The sequence below is a fragment of the Anaerosolibacter carboniphilus genome, from assembly GCF_014205875.1.
Lineage (GTDB): Bacteria > Bacillota > Clostridia > Peptostreptococcales > Thermotaleaceae > Anaerosolibacter > Anaerosolibacter carboniphilus.
This window is the reverse complement of sequence record NZ_JACHEN010000013.1, coordinates 78,798-95,019: the sequence shown is the minus strand read 5'-3', so window position 1 is coordinate 95,019 and position 16,222 is coordinate 78,798. Positions and strand designations below refer to the sequence as shown.

The window sequence follows — 16,222 nt, the reverse complement described above, 5'->3', positions numbered from 1 at the left end:
TTGCAAAGGAACAACTAATAAAGGTGGAGGGAAAAGATGGAATCAAGCGGAGAAAGACTAAGAAGAATAGGACTTTCTATATCGTTAGGTGTTATTGTTTTTTTATTAATCATTTTAAGCTTAACCATTTATAAAAATAATCTTGTCTCAAATTTAGAGCAAGAAACTTTGCAAGAGCTTACAGAATGTATTCTTAAATATCAAGGTGATTTTGAGGCATGCAAAAAGAGCATGCTCGCTGTTACATCTGAGTTTGAAGCGAAAAAAGAAGCGATTGATCAAGGCATATGGCTAAATAGTCTTACCGGATTATTGCTTGCAATAGGTGTGAGCCTGGCGAGTTTAAGCAAGGTAGTGAAAAATATTAAATCTATCGTGGTAGAAATGGTGAGTCTCTTTAAAAATGGAAAGGATAAAAGCAAAAGAAAAAATCAAATGAAGAATAAGAAAGATGATGAGCCATGCCAGCCCCAGATTATCATCCCATCTAATCTTAAAGGAAGAAACTACATGGAGATTGATGAAATCATCGAGCTGATTAACCAATTTAACAATATGGAAAAAGACAAGGTTTCTAGTGAAAGGCAACTTCAAATAGAAAAAATAATGGAGCTTTTAATGGATAGAGTGGTAAAACTGTTGAGTCAGGCAGATCATTTTACATCTGAAATTGATCATGATCGAGAACAGTTGACCATAGGAATCACGGAGATTAAAAAAGGAATTGAGCATATATCTCAAACCATACTGGAAAATGAGAAAAATGGAAATGGAGACTATGGGCAAGAGATTATGACTTCCATCGAAGAAATGCACATGGGAATCGAAGAAATTGGCATTTTGTTGCTCCAAATGGAGAAAAAGCTAAAGAAAATCAAGGAGAAAAAAGAGCAAGAGAAAGCGTAAAAAATATAGAACGTTAACTATTTGCTGCGGTGAGGTATAAGTTCTCTTCTTCCATCAGAAAATATAAATAAATAGCTTAGGAAGGGGAGAATATTTTGAAATTTGATAGCTACAATGACCAGGAGATGAATCATAAAATCATAGAAGCATGTATACAGGATGATGAGTATGTGAAGGACAAGTTAATTGAAGTTAGTAAGGAAGATGGGAGAATTCCTGCTGCGGTATTTGAAAATCTGTATGAGCTTATTGATTATGATTTGAATTTCATCATAGATATTCTGCAGAATTCTTCTGAAAGAGAAAGGAATACAATTCTTCGAGATGCCCAAGACGTAGAAGGTATTCGATGCTTATTTACTGAGTATAGCCGAGAAGAACTACGGCAGCTCTCCCTAGAAGATATCGTTGAGGGGAGAGACTTGGATATTATTTGGGAGGTTAAGGAAGGACCCAGAGAAGGGGATTTAAGCAGGAGCTATCTAACTCGCTGCTTGATGACCGTTGCTTATCATTTAGGTTTTGAGCAAGAGATGCAAACCTTTTTTGATGGTGAGAAAAGCAAATATCTCGTACTACATTAATTTCTTTGATAATTAAAAAGACGCCCTATTGAGGCGCCTTTTTGATTGCGTATATTTATACACTAAGCCAATTCGATTAAGTTTCTTCTATATACGGCATATAAATTCTTTAGCGTACCTATGGTTTGGTTCATTTCTAACTGAAGTTTAGATGCAGTATCATAATCTCCAGATTCCACAGCTTCACGAATTTGGGTAAATAGAGACTTTTTGCTCAAACTATCCTTCATCAGATCATTTCTAAGCTGATTGATCTTTTCCCAGTTAACCACATCTAGGTCAGATACATTTTCGCTGCCATGGAGCTTTTTGCAGCTTCTTACAAAATCCATATTGTCAGGAATTAATCTTTGCGTTAATTCTGTTGCCCATTGAGTAAGGGTAGCTAATTTATAAGAGTGGATAATCTTTTCTGTAAATACGCCACCTTGCAATAAAACAGACTTCTTATTTGGGTAGTTTTGGAAGCTTACAAGGTTTTCCCATACAGTGGCAGGTGGTTTGCCGAAGAAAGCATTACGTTCTTCCTCAGTAAAATGCTCGAATACATCATCCTCACTGCGATAAGCTCTATCTTTTTCAAGATAAAACTTCTCATCCCCCAATCCTTTAGAAAAGTCTGCTTCTAACTCCTTCGCAGTCTTACCAGCTTTGATTGCAGCAGTAATACCATCAAGCATTGTTTGATAGATGGCTGCAAGGATAAGATATGTGTTACAGGTTGGATTTGGAGATCTTACCTCAAAACGAGTTGCCAATGGATTTGCCATATCACGTACAAGACCAGTTAATATGGTTCTGTTTCTTGATGGTGTTTCTACTGTATGACCAACGGAAGCAACAATACAAACTGGGGCTTCAAAACCAGGCTTTAGGCGATTTAGTGAATCGTTTGTAGAACTTACGAAAGGATTAACAACCTCGTAATTCTTCAAAAGACCCATTAAAGCACCCCAACCAATTGGGCTCATATAATCTGCTGTTATATTCGCAGGAGAGAACAGGTTTTTCACTTTCCCATTCTTTAATTTTGCAGCAACACCTACATGTGTATGCTCACCGCTTCCAGCAACACCTTCAATAGGCTTTGCATTAAAAGTAACTTCAAGGCCGTAGCCAGTAAAAGTTTCTTGAACCAATTGACGAGCTAAAAGTTCATTGTCAGCGGCTTGAAGTGTAGTACTATATTTCCAGTCGATTTCCAACTGTTCCATGATGTGATTATAGTGTCCATTGCCTGCTACTTTCGCTTGCACACCACCAACCTCTTTATGGCCCATTTCAACACCTAAACCGTATTCATCCATGAGCGTGAGGGTGTTTTCCAAGGCTGTACGAACTGGACCAACTGTGCGTTTCCAATATTGTTCTTTTAAACCTTGGGATGTAGAAAGCTTTTCAACATCTGCAATTTCTTCTGGTGTTTTTACCCAAAATTCTAATTCAGTTGCAGATGTTAAGACGATATCTGCTATATCATCAGCAGAAGAAATACCGATGTTTTCAAGAACATAGGGATTTTCTTTAACGAGAGTTAGAACTTGAGATTTGAAGTGATCTACTGCAGCAGCTAAGACAGAACGAGAGTCTACCCTTGCAGTATCGTTGTGAATAAGGAAGGATGGAATTCTTAAAGTACCGATAGGATAACCAGTTACTTCATCTATGTTGTCAAAATTGTAGTCCACGAACCAATTCACTGTGCTATCAGGAATAATGTCAACCCTTGCATCATTCAAGCTGGCGATATCAGGGAGGACAACGCTGGAACCGTCGGTTTGCACACCATAGGTTAGAAAGCTTTCGACATCTTCTATGAATAGCTCCACAGGAATTTTTTCATCTGTGTCATTGCCACCTAAGTCAACTCCTACTAAGGATACAAACTTGATTTCAGGATGTTGTTTAAGAATAGAGGAAACTTCTTCAGGAGAATGCTGTGAAGCAGGAATTAAAAAAACAAGCTTGCCCTTTTCTGAACTTAAAATCTCACTGGACATACTATCACCTCATCATTTTTTTATATTTATATTGAATAATTATAGCAGATATTACGATTTTGTAAATAACAAAAAAAACGGTAAAACGTTTTCAGAACAATAAAACTTATTGAAATATTTCTTTAAAATAAACTTGATTGAAATAATAATAATAGAAAATTAATGCATAATTATGCAATTTGAATTACGAATTAAATTGAGAAAAGCATCCATAATGTTTGGATGCTTAACTTTATTTTATTAGTATTAATATTGTCTCCATTTCGGAAGAATATCCACCTTTTGCAAGGTCATCAAAACAATTATAGAAATAGGTCCGACGATTAAGCCCATCACACCGAAGAGCTTTAAACCAATATACATGGACATCAAAGTGACCAAGGGATAAAGGCCAATCTGAGTTCCTAATACCTTAGGTTCCAATAACTGCCTTACAAATATAAGGATGCCATAGAGTACGGCAAGAGAGATTGCAATCTTATATTTTCCCATAATCAGATGCCATATGATCATAGGTACAAATACTGAACCTGTACCAAGAATGGGGAATGCGTCAATAATACTGGCTACCAAGGCGATCAAAACAGAATAATCGATACCAATGATGGTTAGACCGATGGCACATTCTATAAAGGTAATAGACATCAAGATTAATTGCGCCTTAATGTAGCCCAACAAAGCAAAGAGTAAATCATGCTTAAGGACTTTTCCTTTACTAATCAAACCGGAAGGAATTTGTGCTCGGAGAAAGCGTGTAATCATTTGCTTATCTCTGGCGATAAAGAAAGTGGAGATAATTGTGACTAAGATGAATATCAATACGCTAGGTATGCCAGATAAAAAGCCTAATAAAGATGACAGAAAGAGGGTCAATAGATTGCTCAAGCTTTGTACAAGGGTATACAAGCCATTCATAATTTGTTGTGCAATATCTGGCGGTAAAGTAAAATATACATTCTGTGCTTGCTCAAAGATCAATAAACCGTGAGCATAAATCTTTTTTGAGTACTCCGGCAAGTCCATAGAGAGCTTTGTAAGCTGAACAATAATGATGCCACCCACCAAAGAAATCAATAAGCCTGTGAAAAGGATGAAAAACAGGGTAGAAATAAAGGCGGATAAGCCCCGCGGTATTTTAAATCGCATCGTCATCAAATCCACAGTGGGCTCAATAGCAGAAGCAATAAGCCAACCTAAAAGAAATGGCAGTATGTAAAATATGAGGGTAGTCGATACAAAATAGATTCCCATTATGGTAAGGGCTGCAATGAGCAATCGAACCAACAAAGGTATATATTTTTTAAAATCTACGTTCATAGCAACACTCCTAAATGATTGATATCTAATTATATGATATATTATATATGAATACAACAATGTACAAACATTGTAAGCATCTATTTATAGGCTTCTATAGAAAATAGAGAAGGATTACGATATTTTTTATTGTATAGAAGAGTATATAGAAAGAATGTTACAATATTGAAATAGAAAGTTAACAAAAAACCATACAACTCTCTCATATAATATTTTATAATACAATCTGTATAGTTTACAAAAAAAGAAGGAGCGCAACAGCATGAAAAGAGTGAACGATTTTCAAAAATTGGTTTTTGACTTTTTCTACCTTGGCTTAGGATGTGCACTGCTGGCCTTTGCCATTACATCCATTTTACAACCGAATGGTCTTATCACAGGTGGAATTACGGGGATATCTATTATTTCGGGCAAATTAATAGGTATTAAATATACCTACTTATATTATGTTCTGTCAGTTATTGTCCTAACTAGTGCTTGGATTTTGATGGGGAAAAGAGAAGCAGGAAAAATTATTTTACTGTCTATATTTTTTCCGATGATGCTTATATTCTTTGATACTATGAAATTTGACTTTATTGAAAATGATATGTTCCTTGCCTCTATTTATTATGGTATTATCGGCGGTGCTGGCTGTGGGCTGATTTTGAAAAGGGGGTACTCCATGGGAGGGACAGATACCATTGCAAAGATTCTCCATCATAGGGTATTTCCATTTATCAGTATTAGTCAGCTCCTGCTGGGAATAGATGTGGTGATCATTATGATTTCTGCATTTGTATACGACCGCAAGGTAGCCTTATATGCGATTTTGACTCAGATTGTCATGATGAAGGCCATTGATCTGGTTCTATTTGGATTTGGTTCAAAGAATGTGAAAATTGAAATTATCAGCAATCGGAATGACGAGGTGGCTGATTATATTATGAACACCATAGGTAGGGGCATTAGTACCTATGAGATAACAGGCGGGTATACCAATAACACGAGGCAGAAGATTATCTCTATCTGTTCGCCGCGGGAAGTAATGTTGATCAAGATGTATATCGCAAAAGTTGATCCAGATGCTTTTGTAAACGTGTTGCCAGTGATATCGGTATGGGGTAAAGGGATTGGTTTTGAGAGTTTATTGGAAGAAACGAATAAATAATGGGTAGGTAGTAAATAAATATTGCGCATAATCGTAGGGGCGTGCATTGCACAGGTCCGTTTTTGTTGCAATGTTCCATTCTCTGACGCCCAATGGGCGTCTCTACAACATTAATACAGATTTTTCTAAAGATGCGTCTTTCGTAATGCTATTTTATAAATTAGGCATAGATGAAAGCAAAATGATCGGTATAGTTTTTCCAAAATAAGAAAGACTATCTATATGTTGATACGATTTTTCATTTATGGATTATTGGGATGGTGTGTTGAGATTTTCTGGACAGGTATGGGTTCGTTGCTTTCAGGGGACAGGAGATTTAGAGGATATACCTATCTTTGGATGTTTCCCATTTACGGTGCTGCAGTTTTTTTAGAAAGACTACATGATTTAATGATTCATTGGCCTGTTTTGATTAGAGGGGGTGTATGGGTAGCTGTAATCTACTTTATTGAATATACTTCAGGCAAAATAATTAAATCGGCGATCGGCATCTGTCCCTGGGATTATGGAAATGTAAAGTATGCTGTCCAAGGGGTTATTCGCTTGGATTACGCCCCTGCATGGTTTGTGGCAGGTTTGTTATTTGAAAGGATTCATTTGATATTAGACAGAATACTCTTATAGTGATATTGTAGAAAACCCATGGGACCAAAGCACCATGGGTTTATTAATTCTTCATATAGGGATTAGAAGCTCTTAAAATCTACCTTTACATCATCCTCACCAAAAATAGAGGTGATCATATTCATAAAATTTTCTGAAAGATCACTGGCGTAAAATATGTTTTCGAACTTCGGCTCATGAGATAGCATGTTGTGCTTGATAAGTTTTGACTGTACACTGTTGATAATTTCAAAAGATGGATCGATGATTCGCAGATGGGGATATAGCTTCTCAATGGTTTTTCTGATCCACGGATAATGAGTACACCCCAAAACAAGGGTGTCCAAATTATTGCCTTTAACAAAATCATCTAAATAATACCGCACGGATAACTCCATAATTTCATTGTCGATAATACCTTCCTCGATAAGAGGAACGAAGATAGGGCAAGGCATATCGAAGAGGGTCAAATTTGGGTTATAATGAAGGATGGAGGTAATGTAGGTTTTTTGATTGATCGTAACTTTGGTGCCGATAATCCCTATACGATTTTGGGCCGTGCAGGAGGCAGCAACCTTTTGCGCAGCTGGTTCGATAATCCCGACGATAGGAAGATCTTTATAGCACTGCACCAACTCATCCAAACAAGTAGCCGTAATGGTATTACACGCAATAATAAGCATTTTTACATTTTCATGAACCAAGAAATCTACAATCTGCTTTGTAAAATTTGTAATCGTTGTTTTCGCCTTTGAACCATAAGGGGTTCTGGCAGTATCACCAAAGAAAATTAATCTTTCGTTGGGTAGTTCCTTTATAAGATGAGGAACAGCAGTAAGTCCGCCTACCCCTGAATCTAGTATACCAATGGGTCTGTTATCCATATATGAAATCCTCCTACCAAATAGCATAAGTACTTAAAAAATAAACATCAGTAACATAATTATACTACACCATTATATTTATCGAAGCAACGTTTTATGCAGCAGCTACATAAATTTAGTATAAATGGAAAAAGGGTGTAGGCACACCCTTTTCATTACTTACTGATACTATTCACTTTGATAGAGAGAAGCATTGGCTTCACTTCCAGCCCGATAGGTGATATCACTTTTGGATTGTTTATATTTTTCTTTAAAGATAACCATACAGTCGTCTAAGTCTGAGTATCCTAAAACAATATCTTCAGCAAGGGCCCTACAGGATGGGGAGCCGCAAGCCCCACAATCTAGACCTGCAAGCATTTTGGTAATGCAGTCAATTTGATTCATCTTTTTCATGGCTTCTAGGATATTGTCATCAAGCTTGTGGACATTCTTAGGAAGGATTTCTTCGGTCAACAAGTAGTTTTCAATGGATTTTTCCAGTTGAACCTTTTTTGTTTGCATATATTTTTCAGATAGTCTACGTATACGGTTTCTTGCGATAAATGGATTCTCGACAGCCAGAGATCCCCCTACACAGCCATTGACACAAGCTAGGCACTCTACAAATTCAATACCTGTTAAATGACCGTTTTCAATCTCATCAAGGATCTTGATAACGTTTTCAATACCATCAACACACAGATAATTTTGGATTCCCAAGGAGTAGGTTTCGCCTCCGGCTCTAGCCCAACCAATTGCTTTGCCAGAATCATAGAATTCCATATCTTCCTCAGCCTTCTTTAAATTCTTCTGAATACAAGGAAATACAGTTTTTATAGAAATGACACCGTCGACGTTGGATTTTTGAATCCCAATAGGATTCTTAACGCTAGTAATCTTTGCTGGACAGGGTGTAATGAAAAAAATGCCGATTTCTTTAGATTGCAACCCTGTTTTTTCCATGGATTTCTGGCGTGCAAGCATAGCAGCTAACTCCATGGGAGATTCAATGGGCATAATCAAATCAATCAAATTCGGAAAACGAATTTGTATGAGGCGGACGATGACGGGACAAGATGATGAAATCAGTGGCAGTCGTTTGGCATTTTGAATAAGTTCACGAGTAAAGCCAGAGACAATATCGGCACCTCTGGATACTTCGTAAACATCATCAAAGCCTGCCATTTTTAGGGCGGCTAAAATACTATTGGGTTTAACGTCTACCTCAAATTGGCCCAATAAAGTGGGCGCAGGAATAGCAACCTTATATTTGAAATTTTGGATTGATTCTATGGGATCGCCAGTACTATTCTTTGCATGGTGAGGGCAAATGCGAATGCATTCGCCACAATCTATACAACGCTCTTCGATAATTCGAGCTTTTCCATTTTTTACACGGATAGCTTCTGTAGGACAGCGCTTGATACAATTGGTGCATCCCAAGCACTTATCCTCTTTCAGCGTCACGGAGTGAAAATATTCCCCCATGGTGCATCCCTCCCCTAATCTAAAAGACCACGACTAAATAAAAGACCACAGGATCTATATAATTTGTACTCGGTACCGAGCAGGGTAATATTACTTTCAGTGGCAAGTTCGATCATTTCCGGTGAAGGTTCTTTATCGCGAACCAGCACAATGGCACGTATATCCATCAGTTCAGCGGTGCGGATAACTTGAACATTGACGAGACCAGTAAGCAAAACGGAATTTTCCATGGGACTGCGAAGTACATCACTGAGTAAATCCGATGCCCGGCCATACTCTATGTCCATGTCTAGATCGATAGGTTCGGTATAAACTTTTGCAGATAAAAGCTCAATAATTTCAGAAAGCTTCAAAGGATCACCTCCATAACTGGGATGGATAACGAAATATAATCTTATTATACTATAGAAAAGAAATGAATAAAATATTTCAAAGTATTATATTATAATGAAATTACAAACAACGATGATACCATTTGGTGTATTTGGTGGGAAATGGGTATAATAAGGAAAGAAAATGCAAGTAATGAAATCTAGAAGGGAGGATGTGGGTGACCACGACAGACTATGAATGAAAATAAAAAATCTGTACTAAAAAGAAAAGATGTGCCAGTTTCATTAAAATGGAAGCTCGAACAAATGTATGAAAATGATGAACAATGGGAGAAAGATCTATCCGAGATAAGGCTTCTAATAGAAGACGTTAAGAAATATGCAGGAAGTTTGGGAGATTCATCAATAAATCTATATGAAGGACTCCAGCGAAGCGATGAAATATCAAGAAAAATGGAACACCTATTTGTTTATGCAAAGATGCGAAAAGATGAAGACAATACAGTTAGTAAATACCAAGCTATGACTGATAAGGCCCAAAGTATAAGCGTAGAGGTGCAAAGCAGTCTTTCTTATATGGTTCCAGAGATCTTAAGCATTCCAGAGGAAAAAATTCGTGAATTTTTAATGGAAAACCAAGATCTACCCTTATATACCTTTTATTTGGAGGAAATCCTCAGACAAAAAGCCCATGTGCTATCCAAAGAGGAAGAGCAAATATTGGCTCAAGCGGGAGAGTTAGCCGGAGCACCCAAGAATATATTCGGGATGATTAACAACGCCGATATCAAATTTCCCACCATTCAAGATGAAAATGGAGAATCCGTTGAAGTAACCAAGGGCAGATATGTAAAATTCCTAGAGAGCGGGGATCGAAGGGTAAGAAAAGATGCCTTTCAAGCCTTATATAGCAGCTATGGGAAGCAGAAGAATACCATTGCATCGACATTAAACTATAGCATTAAAAAAGATGTCTTTTATGCTAGGGTGAGAAAATATCCTTCTGCTTTACAGGCTTCACTGGATAGTGATAACATTCCAGTATCTGTTTATGATAATTTAATCAAAACGGTCCATGAACACTTACCCAGTATGTATCGCTATGTAGACCTAAGGAAAAAGGCCCTTGGTGTTGAAGCCCTTCATATGTACGATCTATATACACCTATCGTGAAGGACGTAAAAATGGATATTCCTTACCAGGAGGCCAAGCAGAAAATAAAGACAGGTCTTGCACCTTTAGGAGAGGAATATGTGGGATTACTAGATAAAGGATTTAATGAAGGATGGATTGATGTTTATGAAAATGAGGGAAAAACCAGTGGGGCCTATTCATGGGGATCCTATGATAGCCCTCCCTATGTACTGCTAAATTATCAAGATTCTATCCATGATTTATTTACCCTTGCCCATGAGATGGGTCATTCGCTACATACCTACTATTCTAATCATCATCAGCCTTACCCCTATGCAGGATATAAGATTTTTGTGGCGGAAGTGGCTTCAACAGTAAATGAGGCGTTGCTCATGGAACATTTATTGGGGCATCTCAAGGAGCCCAATACCAGAATGTATCTACTAAACCATTATTTGGAGCAGTTTAGGGGTACCCTGTATAGGCAGACCATGTTTGCTGAATTTGAGAAGATCACCCATGAAAAGGTTGAATCTGGAGAAGCCTTGACACCAGAGCTTCTGAATGAAATTTATGCAGAATTAAATCGTAAGTATTATGGGCCCAATATTGTCATCGATGAAGAGATTCAGTTGGAGTGGGCAAGAATTCCCCATTTTTATAATGCTTTTTATGTTTATAAGTATGCCACCGGATATTCTGCTGCCATATCACTGTCTCAGCAGATATTAAAGGAAGGTACGCCAGCAGTACAGCGATATATTAATTTCCTCAAAGGAGGCGGTTCAAATTATCCAATCGAGCTGCTGAAGGGTGCAGGCGTAGACATGACAACAACAAAGCCTATCCATCAGGCATTAGAGGTTTTTGCCAAGTTGTTGGATGAACTGGAAAAAGGGTTGTAATTCATGTATACACTTAAAAATATATGGAAATAATAAAGGAAATATAAGGAACTAAACCCTATGTCATAAATGACCGATAATTATATAGAAGATACACATATTGATTCACTGTTAATTTCTCCTTTTATTAAACGCCTAGGATATGAATGCATCCCAGGCGTTTTGCTTATATTTGGCAGAGTTATAGATAATAAGCTGTAAGGAATGATGAAAAAATTGGTTTGTCCGATGAATGAGATTGATAGCAAAGGGTAAGTATATAATAGAATTTTTGGAAGGAGCGAGGGCCTTGAGGTATCTAAGCTTTATTTTTGACTATATTTGCCCCTACTGTTATGTCATGATACCTGAGATAAAGAGATTAGAAGAGACACAAGGCTTTGTCGTTGATTGGATCCCCATGGAGATTTATTCAGATACACCGATAGAAGGGGTTTCTCTTATGGAGTATCTTGGACCTAGAAAGGTAGTAAAGTCAGCGAGGCTATTGGAAGAGTTGGCAACAACGAAGGATATACCCTTTTACTTGCCAGAAAAATTATATAATACAAAGCTGGTGAACTTATTAACGGCGTATGGACGTTCTTGGGTGGATCAAGGAGAACTGATTGATGAGATTTTTCGAAGGGTTTTTGTATATAATGAAAACATCAGTGATCATAATGTTGTCTATAAAATCTGCTTAAATCTTGGGGTGTCTTATCATGATTTCATGGAACATGTCAGAAAAGAATCTTTTAAGGAAACTACGAAGCGGTGGGAGATGATCGTTCAAAATCAAAGGATTGATATGGTGCCAACCCTATTAGAAGGTGATAGAATGATACATCAAGGGGTATGTTCCTACGATGAATTGGTTAAAATGTTGAAATAGAATGGAGAACAAAAGCATTTCATTTTAGAGCATGAAATGCTTTTGTTGTGTTAGATTCGTCAAAAGAATGATATACTATAATCAAGTATATAACAGAATATAAGAATTGTGGCAGGTGGTCAAATGTTTAATGTTCTTTCTTTAGTGTTTCGCTATTTATTCATTCTTTTGATTTATCTATTCATGTTTGGAATCATCCGATTGATTTATATGGATATTAAGAATATCAATGGACCCTACATGGAAAATAATACATATCTAAAATTGATCAATCGAAAAGATACCCTTCCTTTTAAAGTGAAGGAAGTCTACAATCTTCAGGATTCAATTACTGTGGGCAGGGGAAATGACAACGATATTGTGATTAAGGACCCTTATATATCCAACAAGCATATAAAAATTGCCCTAGATGAAAGTGAATATTTTCTTGAAGATTTAGATAGTGCCAACGGAACCTATTTAAATAGCGATAGGGTGCTGGATGTTGTGAAGCTGAAAAATGGTGATCGAATTAAATTAGGACAGCTTGAGTTTTTGTATGTAAGCAATGATTAAAGAGGTGTATATATGCTCAAAAAAATAATTAGCTATAAGGCACCACAGAATCTGATTGTATTGATCAATATCTTGGCATTATTATTACTTTTCTCATTTCGAGAGAATTTTGATCGAAACATATTGATTTCAGGTGTGTTTTTTATTTGTATTATTTATATATCCAATTGGGCCTTGCTCAGATGGTCTTCTGGTGATCATTATTTGTTTCTGATCATGTCGATGTTGATCAGTATTGGAATCATTATGATTTATCGTATTAATCCAGTCTATGGCTTTAAGCAGGTTATTTGGTTTGGCGTAGGAATTATTATCTTTTTTCTATCCTATTTTGTGACCAAGAAAGTACAAGGCTGGGAAAAATGGACGATTGTTTATGCAGCAGGCGCTTTCATATTGTTTTTATCTACATTAATCTTCGGCGTTAAGGTGAAAGGAGCTACCAACTGGATTCGCATTGCGGGTCATAGCTTTCAACCTGCTGAGTTGATCAAGCTATTGTTTGTCTTTTTTTTAGCATCTTACTATACCAATGAAAAAAATCTTAAAAATCCCTTTATATTTTTTGGAATTGTATATGCTCATATTGGTTTCTTATTTATTCAGCGAGATCTGGGAACTGCCATGCTATTTTTCCTGATTTTTATAACAATTCTTTACGTCTATGAAGAACGTAGAAAATTTATCTTGTATAACATCGGAGTTGCGTCATTGCCTGCGTTGATGAGCTATTTCTTCATAAACCATGTCAGAGTCAGGGTGGAGACTTGGATTGATCCTTGGCGATTTATCGATAGCAAGGGATATCAGATTACTCAATCTTTATTTGCTATTGCTTCTGGAGGATTTTTCGGTACAGGTATAGGGCTCGGCCATCCAGAATTTATTCCCGAGGTACACAATGATTTTATTTTTTCTGCCATCTGCGAGGAAATGGGAATATTTGGTGGTATGGCTGTCATTATGTTGTTTTTAATTTTGGTATATAGAGGATTCAAAATTGCCCTAAACCAGCACCATAGATTTTTTCGAATTGTAGCCATCGGTATTACAGCGATGCTAGGCTTTCAGGCGTTTATCATTTTAGGAGGTGTAACCAAGCTGATTCCTTTGACGGGTATTACCTTGCCTTTTGTCAGCTATGGAGGCAGCTCTTTGGTATCAAGCTTTGCAGCGTTGGGAATTCTGCAGGTGGCATCTGAGGAACTGGAACAGGAGGATAACCATGAACCAAGAATCCAAGAGGATTGTTAAAGTACTTTGGGTGATGGGGGCTCTGTTCATCGCTCTGGTCGTTTATCTGAGTTATTTTGAAATATTCAGGGCCACCAAAATTGTAACCAATAATTACAACAAGAGACAGTGGCTCAATGAAGAATATGTATTGAGGGGACAAATCGTTGATAGAAATGGTAAAACCCTTGCATATAGCGAGAAAACCGATGATAATAAACAGGTGAGAAAATATAAATATGGAAGCCTCTATAGCCATTTGATTGGTTATAGCGATAAGGAATATGGAAAATCAGGATTAGAGTCATCTTACAATAATGAATTGCTAAATATCAATGCATCTAATCCAATTTTGGAGATTACTGAAAAGATTACTGGCCCCAAAGAGAAGGGGAACAATCTCATCCTTACCATAGATCATGATTTGCAAAATTATGCCAGTCAGCTTTTAGGAAATAAAAAAGGTGCTCTTATAGCCATGAACCCCAAAAGCGGAGAAGTATATGCCATGGTGAGTAAGCCAGATTTTAATACGACAACCTTTAAAGAAAATTGGGAAGAATTGGTGGAGGATGATCAAAGCCCTTTACTAAATAGAGCAACCTCTGGGTTGTATACGCCTGGTTCCGTATTTAAAATCATAACGGCGGCAGGGGCTTTGCAAAACCATGAGATCAACACCGAGTATCAATGTGAAGGCTCTGTGAACATAGAAGGTTATGTCTTACGGGAATATCAGGAGATTGCCCATGGAAATGTGGATTTGGAAAAAGCGATGGCTGAATCCTGCAATGTAGCCTTTAGCCAAATCGGACTTCAATTGGGTGAGCAGAAATTGCAAGATACTGCAGAAAAATTTATGTTTAACCGGATCATCCCTTTCGACTTGAAAACTAAATCTTCCATATTTCCAAGCAAGGGAATTATGACAAAACCTGAATTAGGGGCCTCGGCCATAGGCCAAGGGAAGGTGCTGATAACACCTTTAAATATGGTTTTGGCCACGTCAGCCATTGCCAATGATGGTGTGATGATGAGACCTATTTTAGTAAAAGAAATACTATCTTCCGAGGGTAAGACTTTAAAGGTAAATTACCCGCAAGCATTGACGAGGGCCAGTAGTAGTTTGATTGCTCGGGAAATTCGTGATATGATGATTAAGGTTGTCGACGATGGAACCGGAAAAAATGCAAAAATTAAAAATATTAAGGTTGCTGGTAAAACGGGGACAGCTGAAAATGATACAGGGAAGGCTCATGCATGGTTTGCAGGTTTTGCACCTGCCGACGACCCAAAAGTTGTTGTGGTGGTTGTATTGGAGAGTTATGGGTCTACTGGAGGGAAGAGTGCAGCCCCCCTTGCGAGAGATATGATGATTCGGACGATCAATCGCGTGAAATAATGAAAGGAGTGATGGCGGTGGAAATGAAATTAAAGGGAAAAAACATTGTTGTAATGGGTGTAGCTAATAAATGGAGTATTGCATGGGGAATTGCCCAGGCGCTCCATCAGGCTGGTGTGAATTTAATCTTTACATATCAAGGAGAGAGAAGCGAAGAACATATCCGAAAACTAACGGAGGAAATGGGAACATTTTCGCTAATCCATTGTGATGTAACCAAGGATGAAGACATTGCGAGAGCATTTGAAGAAATTGAAGCAAAGGTGGGTGTGATTCATGGAGTAGTACATAGTATTGCCCATGCCAAAAAAGAAGAATTAGAAGGACGCTACATGAATACATCCAGAGAAGGCTACGCCATGGCGCAGGATATCAGTGCTTATTCACTTGTGGCTGTAACTAGAGTAGCTGTACCTCTGATGAAAGAGGGCGGGAGTATTATTACTTTGTCCTACCTAGGGGGAGAGCGAGTTGTCAAGAATTATAATGTGATGGGGGTAGCCAAGGCCGCTCTTGAAGCCAGTGTAAAATATCTAGCAGTCGATCTTGGCAAGGAAAATATTCGGGTGAATGCCATATCGGCAGGACCGATCAAGACCCTGGCAGCCAAAGGCGTAAAAGATTTTACCATCATGCTAAAAGAATTTGAAGAGAAGGTACCCATGGGAAGATTGGTTCAAACCGAGGAGGTTGCCAATACTGCATTGTTTTTATGCAGTCCTATGAGCAGTGGTATTACGGGTGAAGTGATCCATGTGGATTGTGGTTATAATATATTAGGGTATTAACAAAAAAAGATCAACCGAGAGAGGTTGATCTTTTTTTATGACACAGGATAAGGTTGAAAAAATGTAGGGGCGATTCATGAATCG

The 16,222-nt window shown here is 37.6% G+C and carries 15 protein-coding genes; 10 read left to right on the top strand and 5 right to left on the bottom strand.

Annotated elements, in window-relative coordinates; genetic code table 11:
- Positions 1 to 36 precede the first annotated feature (36 nt).
- Positions 37 to 906 (top strand): hypothetical protein, encoded by an 870-nt coding sequence (locus HNQ80_RS11600; RefSeq protein ID WP_184310820.1) that lies wholly within the window; start codon positions 37 to 39, stop codon positions 904 to 906.
- 95 nt (positions 907 to 1,001) lie between these two features.
- The gene (locus HNQ80_RS11595) at positions 1,002 to 1,490 is read left to right on the top strand and encodes a hypothetical protein (RefSeq protein WP_184310819.1); all 489 of its coding nucleotides are present in this window, start codon (positions 1,002 to 1,004) and stop codon (positions 1,488 to 1,490) included.
- 62 nt (positions 1,491 to 1,552) lie between these two features.
- Here HNQ80_RS11595 and HNQ80_RS11590 read toward each other — a convergent pair whose 3' ends face one another.
- Entirely contained in the window at positions 1,553 to 3,490 is a 1,938-nt protein-coding gene (locus HNQ80_RS11590; protein WP_184310818.1) for a type I glutamate--ammonia ligase, read from the bottom strand.
- 246 nt (positions 3,491 to 3,736) lie between these two features.
- The gene (gene ytvI / locus HNQ80_RS11585) at positions 3,737 to 4,807 is read right to left on the bottom strand and encodes a sporulation integral membrane protein YtvI (RefSeq protein ID WP_184310817.1); all 1,071 of its coding nucleotides are present in this window, start codon (positions 4,805 to 4,807) and stop codon (positions 3,737 to 3,739) included.
- A gap of 262 nt (positions 4,808 to 5,069) precedes the next feature.
- Here ytvI and HNQ80_RS11580 point away from each other — a divergent pair, with 262 nt between their 5' ends.
- Both HNQ80_RS11580 and HNQ80_RS11575 read left to right on the top strand, forming a co-directional pair.
- Positions 5,070 to 5,957, top strand: coding sequence for a YitT family protein (locus tag HNQ80_RS11580; RefSeq protein ID WP_184310816.1), 888 nt, complete (start codon positions 5,070 to 5,072; stop codon positions 5,955 to 5,957).
- 222 nt (positions 5,958 to 6,179) lie between these two features.
- Positions 6,180 to 6,581 carry a putative ABC transporter permease gene (locus HNQ80_RS11575; RefSeq protein ID WP_184310815.1) on the top strand — a complete coding sequence of 134 codons (402 nt, stop codon included), beginning with the start codon at positions 6,180 to 6,182 and terminating at the stop codon, positions 6,579 to 6,581.
- A 62-nt stretch (positions 6,582 to 6,643) separates the two neighbouring features.
- Here the strand turns inward: HNQ80_RS11575 and murI are convergent, their stop codons facing one another.
- The 3 genes from murI to HNQ80_RS11560 all read right to left on the bottom strand — a co-directional run bounded on the left by murI (position 6,644) and on the right by HNQ80_RS11560 (position 9,267).
- On the bottom strand, positions 6,644 to 7,444 hold the full coding sequence (gene murI / locus HNQ80_RS11570) for a glutamate racemase (protein ID WP_184310814.1): 801 nt from the start codon (positions 7,442 to 7,444) through the stop codon (positions 6,644 to 6,646).
- A 168-nt stretch (positions 7,445 to 7,612) separates the two neighbouring features.
- Positions 7,613 to 8,914 (bottom strand): [Fe-Fe] hydrogenase large subunit C-terminal domain-containing protein, encoded by a 1,302-nt coding sequence (locus HNQ80_RS11565; RefSeq protein ID WP_184310813.1) that lies wholly within the window; start codon positions 8,912 to 8,914, stop codon positions 7,613 to 7,615.
- Between the two features lie 14 nt (positions 8,915 to 8,928).
- Positions 8,929 to 9,267 (bottom strand): hypothetical protein, encoded by a 339-nt coding sequence (locus tag HNQ80_RS11560; RefSeq protein WP_184310812.1) that lies wholly within the window; start codon positions 9,265 to 9,267, stop codon positions 8,929 to 8,931.
- A gap of 213 nt (positions 9,268 to 9,480) precedes the next feature.
- Between HNQ80_RS11560 and pepF the strand changes: the two genes are divergently transcribed.
- The 6 genes from pepF to fabI all read left to right on the top strand — a co-directional run bounded on the left by pepF (position 9,481) and on the right by fabI (position 16,138).
- Complete coding sequence (gene pepF / locus HNQ80_RS11555) at positions 9,481 to 11,286, top strand: oligoendopeptidase F (protein ID WP_184310811.1); 1,806 nt, start codon at positions 9,481 to 9,483, stop codon at positions 11,284 to 11,286.
- Positions 11,287 to 11,575: 289 nt separating this feature from the next.
- A complete protein-coding gene (locus tag HNQ80_RS11550; RefSeq protein ID WP_184310810.1) occupies positions 11,576 to 12,160 on the top strand; it encodes a DsbA family oxidoreductase in 585 nt (194 codons plus the stop codon).
- A 123-nt stretch (positions 12,161 to 12,283) separates the two neighbouring features.
- Positions 12,284 to 12,715, top strand: coding sequence for an FHA domain-containing protein (locus HNQ80_RS11545; protein WP_184310809.1), 432 nt, complete (start codon positions 12,284 to 12,286; stop codon positions 12,713 to 12,715).
- 12 nt (positions 12,716 to 12,727) lie between these two features.
- Positions 12,728 to 13,969: an FtsW/RodA/SpoVE family cell cycle protein gene (locus HNQ80_RS11540; RefSeq protein WP_184310808.1), complete on the top strand. Its 1,242-nt coding sequence runs from the start codon at positions 12,728 to 12,730 to the stop codon at positions 13,967 to 13,969.
- Positions 13,941 to 15,350, top strand: coding sequence for a peptidoglycan D,D-transpeptidase FtsI family protein (locus HNQ80_RS11535; protein WP_184310807.1), 1,410 nt, complete (start codon positions 13,941 to 13,943; stop codon positions 15,348 to 15,350). The genes HNQ80_RS11540 and HNQ80_RS11535 overlap by 29 nt, the downstream gene beginning before the upstream one ends.
- Positions 15,350 to 16,138 carry an enoyl-ACP reductase FabI gene (fabI, locus tag HNQ80_RS11530; protein ID WP_243183201.1) on the top strand — a complete coding sequence of 263 codons (789 nt, stop codon included), beginning with the start codon at positions 15,350 to 15,352 and terminating at the stop codon, positions 16,136 to 16,138. Before HNQ80_RS11535 ends, fabI begins: the two co-directional genes overlap by 1 nt.
- The last annotated feature ends 84 nt before the right edge of the window (positions 16,139 to 16,222 follow it).